The organism is Streptomyces sp. Z26, from assembly GCF_003665095.1.
Classification (GTDB): Bacteria; Actinomycetota; Actinomycetes; order Streptomycetales; family Streptomycetaceae; genus Streptomyces; species Streptomyces phytohabitans.
The window spans coordinates 5,924,637-5,938,348 of the sequence record NZ_RCHV01000002.1; the positions used below are offsets into that span (position 1 = coordinate 5,924,637).

The 13,712-nt window shown below is 74.8% G+C and carries 12 protein-coding genes and 1 CRISPR repeat array; of the genes, 7 read left to right on the plus strand and 5 right to left on the minus strand.

Annotated features, from left to right (window positions below):
* Positions 1 to 134: 134 nt before the first annotated feature.
* Positions 135 to 434, minus strand: coding sequence for a hypothetical protein (locus D7M15_RS25640; RefSeq protein ID WP_121519663.1), 300 nt, complete (start codon positions 432 to 434; stop codon positions 135 to 137).
* Entirely contained in the window at positions 431 to 2,107 is a 1,677-nt protein-coding gene (locus D7M15_RS25645) for an MFS transporter (protein WP_240649485.1), read from the minus strand. Before D7M15_RS25645 ends, D7M15_RS25640 begins: the two co-directional genes overlap by 4 nt.
* Before the next feature lie 350 nt (positions 2,108 to 2,457).
* Between D7M15_RS25645 and D7M15_RS25650 the strand changes: the two genes are divergently transcribed.
* On the plus strand, positions 2,458 to 3,471 hold the full coding sequence (locus D7M15_RS25650; protein ID WP_121519664.1) for an Lrp/AsnC family transcriptional regulator: 1,014 nt from the start codon (positions 2,458 to 2,460) through the stop codon (positions 3,469 to 3,471).
* A gap of 22 nt (positions 3,472 to 3,493) precedes the next feature.
* On the opposite strand, the gene D7M15_RS25655 is transcribed toward D7M15_RS25650, so the two are convergent.
* Both D7M15_RS25655 and D7M15_RS25660 read right to left on the minus strand, forming a co-directional pair.
* Entirely contained in the window at positions 3,494 to 4,063 is a 570-nt protein-coding gene (locus D7M15_RS25655) for a DinB family protein (protein WP_165906329.1), read from the minus strand.
* Between the two features lie 197 nt (positions 4,064 to 4,260).
* A CRISPR array of direct repeats spans positions 4,261 to 4,655; the repeat unit is 29 nt; unit sequence CTGCTCCCCGCGCACGCGGGGATGGACCC.
* 110 nt (positions 4,656 to 4,765) lie between these two features.
* Positions 4,766 to 5,506 carry an NPP1 family protein gene (locus D7M15_RS25660; RefSeq protein WP_206337513.1) on the minus strand — a complete coding sequence of 247 codons (741 nt, stop codon included), beginning with the start codon at positions 5,504 to 5,506 and terminating at the stop codon, positions 4,766 to 4,768.
* Positions 5,507 to 5,929: 423 nt separating this feature from the next.
* Between D7M15_RS25660 and D7M15_RS25665 the strand changes: the two genes are divergently transcribed.
* Entirely contained in the window at positions 5,930 to 7,840 is a 1,911-nt protein-coding gene (locus tag D7M15_RS25665) for a sugar-binding protein (protein WP_240649486.1), read from the plus strand.
* A gap of 32 nt (positions 7,841 to 7,872) precedes the next feature.
* On the opposite strand, the gene D7M15_RS25670 is transcribed toward D7M15_RS25665, so the two are convergent.
* Positions 7,873 to 9,180 carry an SLC13 family permease gene (locus tag D7M15_RS25670; protein WP_121519666.1) on the minus strand — a complete coding sequence of 436 codons (1,308 nt, stop codon included), beginning with the start codon at positions 9,178 to 9,180 and terminating at the stop codon, positions 7,873 to 7,875.
* A 305-nt stretch (positions 9,181 to 9,485) separates the two neighbouring features.
* On the opposite strand from D7M15_RS25670, the gene D7M15_RS25675 reads away from it, so the two are divergent.
* From D7M15_RS25675 to D7M15_RS25695, 5 genes are all read left to right on the plus strand, one after another.
* The gene (locus D7M15_RS25675) at positions 9,486 to 10,241 is read left to right on the plus strand and encodes a FadR/GntR family transcriptional regulator (protein ID WP_121519667.1); all 756 of its coding nucleotides are present in this window, start codon (positions 9,486 to 9,488) and stop codon (positions 10,239 to 10,241) included.
* A gap of 426 nt (positions 10,242 to 10,667) precedes the next feature.
* Positions 10,668 to 12,263, plus strand: a complete 1,596-nt coding sequence (locus D7M15_RS25680; RefSeq protein WP_121519668.1) for an ATP-binding protein — start codon at positions 10,668 to 10,670, stop codon at positions 12,261 to 12,263.
* A gap of 25 nt (positions 12,264 to 12,288) precedes the next feature.
* The gene (locus D7M15_RS25685) at positions 12,289 to 12,684 is read left to right on the plus strand and encodes a roadblock/LC7 domain-containing protein (protein WP_121519669.1); all 396 of its coding nucleotides are present in this window, start codon (positions 12,289 to 12,291) and stop codon (positions 12,682 to 12,684) included.
* Positions 12,681 to 13,061, plus strand: a complete 381-nt coding sequence (locus tag D7M15_RS25690; protein WP_121519670.1) for a DUF742 domain-containing protein — start codon at positions 12,681 to 12,683, stop codon at positions 13,059 to 13,061. The genes D7M15_RS25685 and D7M15_RS25690 overlap by 4 nt, the downstream gene beginning before the upstream one ends.
* Positions 13,042 to 13,668 carry an ATP/GTP-binding protein gene (locus tag D7M15_RS25695; protein WP_121519671.1) on the plus strand — a complete coding sequence of 209 codons (627 nt, stop codon included), beginning with the start codon at positions 13,042 to 13,044 and terminating at the stop codon, positions 13,666 to 13,668. Before D7M15_RS25690 ends, D7M15_RS25695 begins: the two co-directional genes overlap by 20 nt.
* Positions 13,669 to 13,712: the final 44 nt, after the last annotated feature.

Below are 13,712 nucleotides of genomic sequence, written 5' to 3' on the forward strand. Positions count from 1 at the left end.
GCGTCGGCGGCTTCCGCCCCTCCGGAGCCGCGCGCGGCGGTACGGGGCGGGGCCGGAACGGGGTCGCGCCGCCGAACGCGGCGCCGCCGGGGCCGACTTGGGCCCCGGCGGCGCGTGCCCCCGCCCGGCGGACGTCAGCCGCCGGTGCCGCCGGTGCGCCGTACGCCGCCGGTGTCCTCCGCCGTGTCCGGCCGCCGCAGCTTCGGGGCGTCCGGCGGCGTCCCCCACGCGGTCTGCTTCAGCTCCATGCGGGCGGCTGGCGCGTCGGGGAGCGTCGTCCAGTACGGGTGCGTGGTGATCCGTACGGACAGCCGCAGCAGTTCGCGCCGCAGTACGGCGGTCTGCGTGCCGTGGGAGTCCGCGAGCCGGCGGTAGGTCGCGTACCAGTCGCGCTGGGCCTGTACGAGGTCGGCGGGGAAGGCGTGCGTCGTCATGCCTCCGATGATGCCACGTGTTCGAACGTGTGTGCGAGTCCCTTTCCGGTGGGCGTGCCGGACGCGCCGACCCCCGCGCGTTCCGCGCCCTCCGGACGGCCCGCGCCGCCCCCGGCGGCCGGTGGCCGCGCCCCGCCCGTGCCGCCGCCGGGTCGCAGCAGCAACGCCGAGACCAGCGCCGCGAGCAGCGTCAGACCGGCGGCCACCAGCAGACACGTACGCAGCCCGTCCAGGAACGAGTCCCCGACCGCGCCCAGCACCGGCCCCGTCGCCGCGCCCAGCCGCAGCTGCGCGACCGCGCCCAGCCCGCCCGCGTCCGCCGCCGCCACGACCTGCTCCCGCGTCGCCCCCGTCACCCCCGCGTCCGCGAGGTGGCCCGGCAGCGCGGCGACCGCCCGCGTGGTGAGCAGCGTGCCGAGCACTGCGGGCCCGAGCGCGCCCCCGACCTGCCGGAACGCGTTGCTCCCGGCGGCGGCCATGCCCGCCAGCGGGCGCGGTACGGACGCCACGGCCGTCGCGGTCATCGGCGTCACCACGGCGCCCATCCCCACCCCGAGCAGCGCCAGCCGCCAGGCCACGCCCGCGTACGACGTGTCCGCCTCCAGGCCCGTCAGCGCCAGCAGCGCCGCCGTCACGACGAGCAGCCCGCCGGTGATCATCACGCGCGCCGGGACGCGGTGCATCAGCAGCCCGACCGGCTGCCCGGCCACGATCGCCGCCACGGTGACCACGCACATCCGCTGCCCCGCCTCCAGCGTGGGCAACTGCTGCACCAGGCCGAAGTACAGGCTCAGCAGGAAGAAGAAGCCGATCAGCGCCAGGAACATGATCAGCGCCACGAGCGTCGTCGCGACGAACGCCGGGCTGCGGAACAGCGCCAGGTCCAGCATCGGACTCGTACTGCGCCGTTCCACCAGCACGAACGCGACACCGGTCACCACGGCCACGCACAGCGCCGCCACCACGGACGGCTCGGTGAACGAGTGCGCGCCGCCCTCGATCACCCCGTACACCAGCGTCGTGATCGCCAGCGTCGCGGTGATCTGACCCGGCCAGTCCAGCCGCTGACCCGGTACGGGCGCGGAGGCGGGCAGCAGCCGTACGGCGAGCGCGGCGGCGACCAGCGCGACCGGCACGGGAAGCGCGTATATCCAGCGCCAGTCGGCGTGTTCGAGGACCACCCCGGCGATCAGCGGGGCCACTGCCAGCGCCACGAGCAGCGACGTCGCCCACAGCCCGATGAACCGGCCGCGCTCCCGTACGTCCGGGACCACGTCGTTGATCAGCGCCAACGTCGTCGGCAGCAGCGTCGCCGCGCCCAGCCCGGCGACCGCCTGCCCGGCCCACAGGACCTGCACGGAGTGCGCCGACAGCGCGACGGCGGCGCCGGCGGCGGAGAAGAGCATGCCCGCCACGTACGTCCGCTTGCGCCCGTGGACGCTGCCGACGACCCCGGCGGTGAGGATCAGCGCGGCCATCGGCAGGATGAACGCGCTCTGGACCCAGGTGAGTTGGGACGTCGACGCGTCGAGCGCCGCCTGGATGGCGGGCAGGCTCGCGGCGACGCCGGTGACCGGCAGGTACGCGACGAAGACGCCGACGCAGGCCATGACGAGGGTGGCGGTCCGGCGGTCGCGGCCGAGGGGGCCGTTCGCCGGTGGGGTGACGTTCACGGGTGGCTCCTTCGCGGCACGTCGCGTGACGGCGTACCGCGTCCTGTACGGGTGTGCCGACCGGTGCGGTCGGCGCGGTGGTCTTCCGCCGCGCCCGGGGCGGTGCCACGGGCGGCGCGACGGGTTCGGCCCCGGCGGCTTCGTCGCCGTCGGTGGCCGGTGGCTCGTAGAGGGGTGGCGCGTTGCCGGGGGCTCGCCAGGGGGCGGCCCGCCGCCGGAGGCACCGCGTCGGGGACGCGGGTGGGAACGGCCGGGCACCAGCCTCTCCGACACCGCCAGCACCCACCAAGGCCACGGCCCGCAACCGTGCCAAACCTCCGGCGGGACGTGCGGGCTGGCACACTTCCCTCATGTTCGACGCCACCGACGCGCAGATCCTCCGCGCGCTCCAGTGCGCCCCGCGCGCCTCGTTCCGGCGGATCGGGGAGGTCGCCGGGGTGTCGGAACAGACCGCCGCCCGCCGCTACCACGCGCTCCACCGCGACGGCGTCCTCCGCGTCGTCGGCCTCGTCGACCCCGCCGTGCACGGGCAGGCCCGGTGGGTCGCCCGTATCCGCTGCCGACCCGACCGCGTACGCCCGCTCGCCGACACGCTCGCCCGCCGCCCGGACATCGCGTACGCCGCGCTCGTCTCGGGTGGCTCGGAGATCGTCTGCCTCGTACGCTCACCCGCGGACGCGGCGGGCGACGACATCCTGCTGCGGCGGCTGCCGCGCTCGGCGGCCGTCCTGGACGTACGGATCGACCTGCTCCTGCACGCGTTCGGCACCCCCGGCACCGACGACTGGACCGGCTACGGCGGGCACCTCACGCCCGCCCAGACGCGGCGGCTGACCGGCGACGACCCGCCGCCCGCACCCGCCGGACGACTCCCCGCCGGACGCCTGCTGCCGCCGACCGCCGAGGACGCGCCGCTGCTGGACGCCCTCGCGGAGGACGGCCGTACGACACACACGCGGCTCGCCGAACTCACCGGCTGGACCAAGCCGCGCGTCGCCCGCAGACTCGACGCCCTCGAACGCTCCGGCACCCTCTACTGGGACCTCGACCTGCTGCCCGAATCCCTCGGCTTCCACTTCAGCGCCACGCTCTGGCTCCGCGTCGCCCCGTCCCGCCTCGCGGACGTGGGGCGTGCGCTCGCCGGGCACCCGGAGATCCCCTTCGCGGGCGCCACCAGCGGCGACCACAACATCATGGCGAGCGTCACGTGCCGCGACACCGAGGACTTCTACCGCTACCTGACCACCCGCGTCGCCGCCGTACCGGGCATCGACGGCTACGAGGTCAGCATCCGCGTCCGCCGCCTGAAACAGGCGGCCTCGCTCATCTCGCGCGGTCGCCTCGTACACCCGGCGCTGGCGTAGGGCGTAGGGCGTACGGGGGCTGTCACGGGCTGGGGGTCGGCTGCGGGGTGGCGGCCCGCTGGAGTCGGAGCTGCCCGATCTCCGCGACGTTCTTCATGAGTTCGGCGTTCACCCAGGCCACCATGTGTGCGACGGTGTGCGCGGGGTCGTCCTGCCACGGGAACGGAGCGGTCGCCTCCAGATCGGCGGCGGTCAACCCGTCCAGGGCCGCCAGCCAGTCCCCGCGCAACGCGCGCAGCCACGCGACGGTCGGCTCCCCGGCACCGGGCCAGACCACGTCGTTCCGCCCCCGTGGCTCCCGCCCGTGCGCGTGGTCGGCGGCCACGCCCCACCACCAGCCGATGTGCCAGGTCAGCCACGCGGCGGTCGGCACGGGCACGGGATCGGGCTCGCTGTCGGCCCAGTCCGGCACCCACGTCCCGTCCTCGGCACGGCGTACGGTCCAGCAGAGCGCGGCGGGCTCCCACAGGAAGTCGTCGGGGCCGATCCGCTCCAGGTGGTACTCGAACAGCGACCAGGTCAGGTCGAACTGCCACCGCAGCAGACCGAGTTGCTGCGACGGCGGGCCGGATGCGTCTGGGGGCGTCTCCACGGGGCGACCCTGACACAGCCCCGCCGCACGCGGGTACCGGTTTTCCCCGAGCCCCGCACGGGCCACCGAGCTGGTGCGTACGCTTCGTGGGTCGTGGCGCGCGGGGGTGACCGGTTGGGGGTGGTGGGGAAATGTCCGAATCTCCAATAGTTGCTCAGAAGGCCCCCCGGCCCGCAAGAACGCGCAGGTCACCGAGACTGCTCCCCGCGCACGCGGGGATGGACCCGACTCGTACGTGCCGCTGAGCTTGGTGGAGGGCTGCTCCCCGCGCACGCGGGGATGGACCCTTCGGCTTCAGGCGGTTGTCGGCGACGGTCCCCTGCTCCCCGCGCACGCGGGGATGGACCCGAGCTCTTGCGCGGCGACAACAAGGCAGGCAACTGCTCCCCGCGCACGCGGGGATGGACCCGAGCTCTTGCGCGGCGACAACAAGGCAGGCAACTGCTCCCCGCGCACGCGGGGATGGACCCTGGGCTTGAGGGTGGGGGGTGTCGACCTCGATCTGCTCCCCGCGCACGCGGGGATGGACCCCTGGCCGCCGCCCTCGTCGAGCGGGGCCACAGCTGCTCCCCGCGCACGCGGGGCTTCAGGTCACGGACGGGTGGTCGTCGGTTGGGGCGGCCTACGGGGTTGCCCAGGCGTCGAAAGCGCTCACCCCCCGACCGTACGGCCGGGGGGTGAGACGAGGGGTGCTCTACGGGCTCAGGCGTTGGGGTCGAACGGGATGTCCGACGGCTTCGCCTTGGCCAGGTTGTCCGCGAAGTGGCTGTCCCGGATGGCCAGTTGGGCCGCGCCGAAGTCCGCGCCCATCAGCTTGTCGCGGATGCCCTCGGGGTAGCCGTCCCAGCTGACCAGCGCCGGGCGCTGCCACGCGCCCTTGTGGTTCTCCGGCGGCTCGTCCGCGCTGGCGAAGCGGAACGCGTGGGTGCTGATGCCGTCCTTGTGGTAGACGACCTTCGGGTGGGTCTCCTCCCACGCGATGTCGCCCGCGGCCTTCGTCTCGTAGCCCTTGTGCTGGGACACGGAGACGTACTTGGCCTCGCCCCCGTTCACCCACACCACGACGTGTTCCCAGTCGTGCTTGTGCCCGGCGGAGCCGGGCCCGAGGGCGGCCTGGTCCTTCTCGAAGTAGAGGCCGTACATGTACGCGCACCAGTCGTTGTTGCACTTGGAGCGGGAGTACGAGTTGGTGTTGTCGAGGTCGCTCTCGTCGTGGCAGTTGCCGTTGACGTCCCCGCCGAGGTTCAGGCCGGGGTTGAGGGTGCCGTCCGCCGAGATGGCGGGGGTGGGGTAGCAGCCGTCGCCGTCGTAGTCGAACGACGGCTGGAACGTGCCGTCCGGGTCGGTGACGTTGGACGGCAGCGCCGGGGGCGGGTCGGCCCAGGCGGGGGCGGCGGCGAGGCCGAGGACCGCGGTCCCGGCCAGGGCGGTGCTGAGCAGCAGGCGTCTGCCGGTACGCCGCTTGCGGGAACGGTTCGGCGCGCTGTCCGCCGGCGTCGTGGCCGACGTGCGCTCGTGGTCGTCCGTGTGGGGGGTGGGCACTGCGATCTCCTTCGTGGCCGGGGGTTGGGCCCGCCGGCCGGGGCGGCTCGCACAGGGGAGGGCCCGTCGCCGTCGACGGGCCGTTGTGGTGCCGGGGGAGTCGGAGAACTCCCGGACGGCTGCCTGAGGTTACACACGGCCGCTCCGCGCGGTCGAGATGCGGGTGCGCGCACCCCGCCCCCGTACGGTCGTCCCGCCCGCCCGCCGCCCCCTCCGCCCGGCGGACACGCGGCCGTTCCTCGGGGGAGACCCTTGCCCCTTCGGGTGTCGCGGCAGTAGAACGGCTGCTCGGGGCGTACGGAACCGGAGTACGGAGGGACGCGGGTGTCGGACTCGACGCGGGACCAGGGCAGGGGACAGGACGGCGGCGCGGCGCGCGCCGCAGCGGACGCCGTGGACGCGGTGGGCGCGACGGGCGCGCCGCCGAGCCGCCGCGCGGTGTCGGCGGCGCTCGTGTCCGGCCTGGTCGGTGCGGCGCTGGCGGCTGCCACGCCCTCGGCGTGGGCCGACGGCTGGGAGGCGCCGCGCCCGCGTCGCGGCCCGCGCGGTGCGCGCGGACCGGCGCACAACGACGCGCTGTTCGTGGGCGCTCATCCGGACGACGAGCACGGGAACTTCTCGACCTTCGGGCAGTGGCACGAGCGGTACGGGGTGAGCACCGGTGTCCTCACCGTGACCCGTGGCGAGGGCGGCGGCAACGCGGTCGGCCTGGAGGAGGGCGCCGAACTGGGCCTGATCCGGGAGGACGAGGAGCGGGCGGCCACCGCCCCCGCGGGCATCGACCACGTCTTCTACCTGGACAAGCCCGACTTCTGGTACACGCTGTCCGCGCCCCTGACCGCCGGGCTCTGGGACGAACGGGACACGCTGGAGCGGACCGTACGGCTGATCCGCGCCACCACGCCGTACACGGTGGTCACGATGGACCCGCGCCCGTTCAACCAGCACGGCGGCCACCAGCTGTCGGCGCGGCTGGCGATCGAGGCGTTCTTGCTGGCGGGCGACCCCGGCGCGTTCCCGCACCAGATCACCCGCGAGGGGTACCGGCCGTGGCGGCCGCGTCTGCTGCTCGCCCAGAACCACGCCTTCGCGGACCTGCTCGGCCCGGACGCGCCGCGCCGCCGCCGTACGGACCCGGACAGCGGGCTGCCCGTCTTCGGCGTGTGGTCGGGGGTGAAGTCACGTGAGCACGGCACGAGTTGGGCGCAGGTGGAGCGGAACGCCGCCCGGGAGTACCGCAGTCAGGGCTTCGGCGCGCTGCCGCCGGAGGTGCCGACGGACCCGGAGCAGCTCGGCTCGGACTGGTTCACGGTGCTGGCCGCCGACGGTCGCCCGGTACGGGCCCGGGTGCGGACGCAGCCCGAACTGCGGCCGTTGTACCGGGAGTTCCGCGACTGGGCCGCGCGCACCGGCATGCCCTGGCTGGCGAACGGCGCGCAGCCCGACTACCCGGAGGCGCCCACGACCACCGTCCCGGAGGTCGCCGAGGCGCCGGTGCTGGACGGGGTGGAGCGGGACGGCGAGTACCCGGGGCCCGAACTGCCCCTGCGCCACTGGGAGGGCGACGAGGCGGAGCCGGACGACGTGTCCGCCACGGCGAAGCTGGCCCGGCACGGCGAGGACCTGTACGTGCTGGTGCGCGTCACCGACGAGCGCCGGGGCGCGGCCCTCGGCGGCGGCGACCTGAAACGCCACTGGCGCACGGACGCCGTGGAGATCGCCCTCGACCCGCGCGGCACGGCCGACGACACCTCGGTCACGTTCAAGACCGGCATCTTCCCGTTCACGGCGGACGGCGGCCCGGCGGCCGAGCGCGACGGCGACAACCGGCAGGGCCCGGCGGAGGACACCGCGCCCGGCATGCGCGTCGCGGCGGTCGTCACCGAGCCGTACACGGGCTACGTCGTCGAGGCGCGCATCCCGCTGGGCGAACTCCCGGCGGCGGCCGACCCGGAGGCGTTCGCGCTCAACGTCCTCGTCTACGACTCCGACACCGACGACAAGACCGGCCAGACCCGGCTGGCGTGGTCGCCGTTCGGCAGCGCGCAGGCCGACCCGTACGTCTGGGGCACCGCCCGGCTCGACGGCTACACCCCGCCGCCCGACCGGCCCACCACCCCGGCCGAGCCGGAGATCCCGCACGAGGCGGCACGCAGCGCCGACTCGCCCGCGTCGGTGGCCCAGTCGCGGCGTACGGGCGTGCCGTTGGCGGTCGGGCCGCGCGAACGGCCGTAGCGCCGGGGGCGGTTGGCACCCGCGCGCCGGGGCTACGCCCAGCCCGGCGCGACCAGCACCAGCCACACGGCCGCCGGTACGACGGCGACCACGACACCGCCGTAGACCATCAACTCCCGGAAGAAACGGTCCCGGTCGACGTCCGTGGCGGCGGCGAGGACGAGTGCGCCGTTCGTCGAGAACGGGCTCACGTCGACCACCGTCGCGGACACCGCCAGCGCCGTCACCATGCCGACGGCGCCGATCTCGCCCTGCGCGAGGAACGGCACCGCCAGCGGGATCAGCGCGCCCATGATGCCGACGGAGGAGGCGAACGCGGAGATCAGCGCGCCGATGTAGCAGAGGACGACGGCGGCGAGCAGGGGCGCCCCGATGTCCCCGACGCGTTTGCCCGCCCACGTGATGGTGCCCATCTCCTCCAGCACGCCCACGTACGTGAGCACGCCGCAGATCAGCAGCACGGTCGGCCAGGCGATGGCGCCGACCGCCTGCCTGCTGTCGTCCGGCCAGCAGGCGCTGAGCAGCACGGCCAGGGTCATCGCGCACAGGCCCACGTCGAGGTCGAGGACGAGTACGGCGGCGACGAGCGCGACGAGGGCGGCGAGCGTCGCCGTACGGGCCGGGGTGAGGCGCCCGCTGTCCCCGTCGCTGTCACCGTCCTCGGCGTCGTCGTCCCCGCCGTCCTTCTCCGTGGCGGTCGTGCCGGTCGTGCCGGTTGTCGCGGCGGCGTCCCGGCCCCGCAGTCGGAGCCCGCCGAGGACGACGAAGAGGACGGCGGCGATGAGGAGGTTGACCAGGAGGGAGGCGAGGAAGAGGAAGACCTCGTTCCCGGCGAGGTCCTCGCGTTCCACGATGCCGTTGACGATCGAACCGTAGATGCTGATGGGCGAGAACCCGCCGCCCTGCGCGCCGTGCACGACCATGCCGCCCATCAGCAGCGGGCTGATGCCGTGCCGGGCCGCGAAGCTCAGCGCGATCGGCGCGACGATCGCCACGGCCGCCGGGCTCACCGCGCCGATGGCCGTGAGCGCGCAGGTCAGCGCGAACATCACCCAGGGGATGAGCACCACCCGGCCGCGTACGAGCCGGATCGAGGCGTGCACCAGCCAGTCGGTGGTGCCGTTGGCGCGGGCGAGGGCGAAGAGGTACGTCACGCCGACCAGCACCACGAACAGGTCGCCGGGGAAGCCCGCGAAGATGCCGTCCGCGTCGAGGTCCGCGACGAGTTCACCGACGGCGAAGGCGGCGGCGAACGCCAGGGCGCCCATGTTGATGGAGCGGGTGGTGGCGACGAGGAAGACCACCGCGAGGACGAGGATCGAGACCAGTTCTGCGGACACGGGCGGGCTCCCGTCCCTGGGACCGTGCGGGCGCGGTCGGTTGGGCGGCGGCAGCCGGGCGGCCACCGCCGGATGGCCGAGTGGCTGGGCCACCGGTGCGGTCCGGCGCCCAACAGACTCCGGCGTGCGCCCGTGGGCGTCAAGGGAACGGACGTGAACTGGCTCAGCCACTCGGCCGGTCCGATTGCTAGCCTTCGCACCCCGGGACCGCCCCCGGCGGCCGTACGGGCCCGCGCGGGGCGGCGGGTACGGGTACGGGGGAGGGGCGCGCGGCCCCGACGGGCCGCAGGGGGCAGGGGGCGGGGATGGGTGACGCGCTGCGACCGGTGGGCGGACGTACGCGGCTGCACGAGCGGGTGCTCGACCGGCTGCGCGCGTACGCCGTGGAGAACGGGCTGCGCGCGGGCGACCGGCTGCCCGCCGAACGCGAACTCGCCGCCCGGCTCGGTGTGTCCAGGGCGTCGGTCAAGCAGGCCGTCGTGGTCCTGGAGGTGCGGGGACTGGTCGAGGTGCGGCACGGCGGCGGCACGTACCTGCGCGGCGACAGCCTGGACGCCGAGCCCGTCGAACGGTTCGTGGAACGCCGCCGCCGACTCCCCGACGTACTCGACGCGCGTGAGGCCCTGGAGACCAAGCTCGCGGAACTCGCCGCCGCCCGCCGTACGGAGGACGACCTCGCCGCCCTCCGCGCCGCGTTGGACCACATGGAACGGGAGATCGCCGGTGGCGGCCACGGGGAGGAGGGCGACCGGCGCTTCCACGAGGCGGTGACGGCGGCGGCGGGCAGCGCGCTGCTCGCGGAGTTCATGCGGTCCCTCGCGGACCAGATCGCGGAGAGCCGTCACGAGTCGCTGCGGCAGCCGGGCCGTACGGGTCGCTCCCTCGCCCAGCACCGCGCGATCCTGGACGCGATCGAGGCCGGGCGGCCACGGGCCGCGTCGGCGGCGATGCGCCGCCACGTCCGCACGGTGGCGAAGGTCCGCCTCCTGGACCGGCCACCGGACCCGGACCCCGGGCGAGACCCCGGGCGAGACCCCGAGCCGGACCCCGAGCGGGACTGAGCCGCGAGGGGGGCGCGTACGGGGCCGGGGCGGGGCCGTCCACCGTTCCGGAGCGCCCGTTCCGGAGCGCGCCGCCCGCGTCGCGCGCCCCCTCCGCCGAGGGCGTGGGACGGCCCCGTGCCGCCGGTGTGCGTACGACCGGTGCACGACCCGGAGGTGGTCTGGAGGTTGTGCAACGAGTCTGTGTGCAGCAGGACTTGTGTGAAACGATGCGGTCAGTGATCGAACGTCAGCAGCTTGCGATCGCGATACGGTTCACCCTGCTCCGTCAGCGGGGCGCGTCGTCCGCCGGGGGCCGCGGACGCGCCCTCCCCTCTGCGTGCCGCGCGTACGCCGGAGCACCGTTCCGCGCGTGGCCGAGTGCGCGCGCGTACGGCCGCGCCTTCGCTCACCGCCCGCTCACCCCACCGTCATTGAGGAACGCCGATGCCCCCCGCCGGTACGTCCCCCGAGGTCCGGGTGCCCTCCACCGCGCCCACCTGGCTCGTCCCCCCGGCGTTGCTGGGCGCCGCCGCGACCGCGGCGCTCGTGCTCACGCCCGACGACGCCGCCGAGGCCGCCGCGTGGACCGGCGCGGGCGTCGGCGTGCTGACCGTCGGGTTCCTCGCGCGGCTGGCCGCGCGCCGCAGGGCCGAGACCCACGCGCTGCGCGCCCACCACGCCGAGCGGGAAGCGGAGTTGCGGCGGCGGCTGCGCGTGCAGGAGGCCGAGACCGTACGGCTCGCCGCCGAACTGCCCGTCGCCGTCACCCGGCTCCAGGAGGGCGCCCTCGTCGACGAGGCGCTCGCCGGACTCGCGACCGGTTCGGGTCTGACACCCGAACTGGAGGAGGCCCACCAGGTCGTGCTGCGCTCGGTGATCGAGGCGGTCGAGGCCGAGGAGGGGCTGCGCGACTCCGCGCAACGGGCCTTCGTGAACATCGCCCGCCGCGTGCAGGCCATCGTCCACCAGCAGTCCCAGGACCTGCGGGAGATGGAGGACAAGCACGGCGACGACCCGGACGTCTTCGGCGACCTCCTGCACCTCGACCACGGCACCGCGCTGATCGGCCGCCTCGCGGACAGCATCGCCGTCCTCGGCAGCGCCCGCCCGGGACGCCAGTGGCAGCAGGACGTACCGCTGTTCAACGTCCTGCGCGGCTCCATGTCCCGCATCCTCGACTACCGCCGGGTCGACCTGCACTCCGTCGCGGACGTCGCCGTCGTCGGCCCGGCCGTCGAGCCGCTCATCCACGCCGTCGCGGAACTCCTCGACAACGCCACCCGCTACTCGCCGCCGCAGACCCGCGTCCATCTCACCGCCGTCGAGGTGCAGTCGGGCGTCGCCGTCGAGGTCGAGGACGCCGGGATCGGCCTCACCGACGAGGCCCGCGGCCGCGCCGAACGCGCCCTCGCGCACGCCTCCGCCGGGCTCGACCTCGACGACCTCGGCGAGACGCCGCGCCTCGGCCTCGCCGTCGTCGGTCGGCTCGCGCAGGCGAACGGCTTCACGGTGTCGCTGCGCCCCTCCGCGTACGGCGGCATCCGCGCGGTGCTGACCGTCCCGCAGCGGCTGGTCACCGTCACCAGCGCGCCCGGCGGGCAGATCGCCAGGGCCGCCAGCCTCCCCCCGATCCGGCAGCGCCCGTGGCCCACGAGCAGCGACCCGGCCCCCGGGGCCGCGCCCGGCACCCGTACCGGCGCGGCACCCGTACCAGCCGCCGACCCGGACCTCCCCGCGCGCGCCCCGAAGCGGCCCACCGGGCCGCGCCCGTCGCCCGCGGAGGAGCCGTCGGCCGCCGACCTGCCGCGCGCCGCCAACGGGCTGCCGCAGCGCCGCCGCCACCCCAACGCGCAGCCGCCGCGCGGCATGCGGCCCGCGGCGCCGCCGCCCCCGTCGCCCGCGGCGTCGGACGGGCCCGCCGAACCACGAGTGGAGCCGGGGATCTGGCTCGCCGCTTTCCACAACGGCGTCTCGGGTGAGCCCGCTGCCGCCGATCCCAGTCGTCGTGGCGATGACGAGCCGTCGAGTGAAGGTGAGTAGGGACGTGTCCCAGCAACGACTCAACATGGACTGGATCCTCAAGGACCTGGCGGTCAGCGTCCCCCAGACGCGGCACGTGGTGGTGCTGTCGGCGGACGGCCTGTGCATGGCCCAGTACAGTCCCGACGGCAGCGACGACGGCGCCACCGACCGGCTCGCCGCGGCCTGCGCGGGGCTCCAGAGCCTGTCGGCCGCCATCGCCGGGGAGTTCCCGGACGGCGACGGGCAGATGCGGCTCGTCGTCATCGAGGTCACGGGCGGCTTCTTCTACCTGATGGCCGCCGGTTCCGGCGCCTATCTGGCGGTGCTCGCCGACAGCGGCGTGGACGCGGGGCTGATGGGGCAGTGCATGCGCGATCTGGTGGCGCGCATCGGTGAGCACCTCAGCACACCACCGCGTTCCGCCGAGCAGGACACGTGAGCGGACCCGACAACGTACGGCACCCCGGCTGGGCCGACGGCGTCGAGGGAGGCCCCGAGCGGCTGTACGTGGTCACCGCGGGCCGCAGCAGCTCGTCCGCCCCGGTGGTGCTGGACCTGGTCACGCTGATCGTCTCCCGTGGCCGCCCCGAACGCGCCACGCAGCCCGAGCACACCGCGATCCTCCGGATGTGCGCCAGCCCGCTGTCCGTGGCGGAGATCTCGGCGTACATGGGTCTCCCCGCCAGTACCGTCACCGTCCTGCTGGCGGACCTGGTGCACGGCGGGCACGTGGAGGCGCGGGCGCCCGTCCCGGTGGCCCAGCTACCCGATGTGGAACTTCTGGAAGCGGTGATGCATGGACTTCGCAAACTCTGAGGCGCAGGCCGGCCCTCAGGTCCAGGACGCCCTGCCCGCCTCGGCCAGATCGGCCGTGAAGGTCGTCGTCGTCGGCGGCTTCGGCGTCGGGAAGACGACGCTGGTCGGCTCGGTGAGCGAGATACGTCCGCTCACCACCGAGGAGACCATGACCCAGGCCGGCGCCGGGGTGGACAGCCTGGTCGGGGCGGAGAACAAGACCGAGACCACCGTCGCCATGGACTTCGGGCGCATCAGCATCGACGAGAACCTGGTGCTGTACCTCTTCGGCACGCCCGGTCAGGAGCGCTTCTGGTTCCTGTGGAAGGGGCTGTTCGAGGGCGCGCTCGGCGCGGTCGTGCTGATCGACACGCGGCGGCTGGAGGTCAGCTTCAGCGTGATCAACCGGCTGGAGGAGCGCGGCGTGCCGTTCGTCGTCGCGGTCAACGCCTTCCCGGACGCCCCCGTCCACCCGATGGAGGAGATCCGCTCCGCGCTGGACCTGCCCGACTACGTGCCGATGGTGCGCTGCGACGCCCGCGAGCGCGCCTCCAGCCGGGACACCCTCCTGGCGCTGATGAGCTACCTCCACTCCCTGACCACCGCGCCCGCCCCGGAGCGACCGTGACCGAGACGCCCCCCGCCGGAGCCCCGCGGCCCGGCCCCGTACCC

Excerpts from the sequence above, each read along its gene's own strand:
- D7M15_RS25640 (WP_121519663.1), bottom strand. The coding sequence starts at position 434 with ATGACGACGCACGCCTTCCCCGCCGACCTCGTACAGGCCCAGCGCGAC.
- D7M15_RS25680 (WP_121519668.1), top strand. The coding sequence starts at position 10,668 with ATGCCCCCCGCCGGTACGTCCCCCGAGGTCCGGGTGCCCTCCACCGCG.
- D7M15_RS25685 (WP_121519669.1), top strand. The coding sequence starts at position 12,289 with ATGGACTGGATCCTCAAGGACCTGGCGGTCAGCGTCCCCCAGACGCGG.
- D7M15_RS25675 (WP_121519667.1), top strand. The coding sequence starts at position 9,486 with ATGGGTGACGCGCTGCGACCGGTGGGCGGACGTACGCGGCTGCACGAG.
- D7M15_RS25650 (WP_121519664.1), top strand. The coding sequence starts at position 2,458 with ATGTTCGACGCCACCGACGCGCAGATCCTCCGCGCGCTCCAGTGCGCC.
- D7M15_RS25695 (WP_121519671.1), top strand. The coding sequence starts at position 13,042 with ATGGACTTCGCAAACTCTGAGGCGCAGGCCGGCCCTCAGGTCCAGGAC.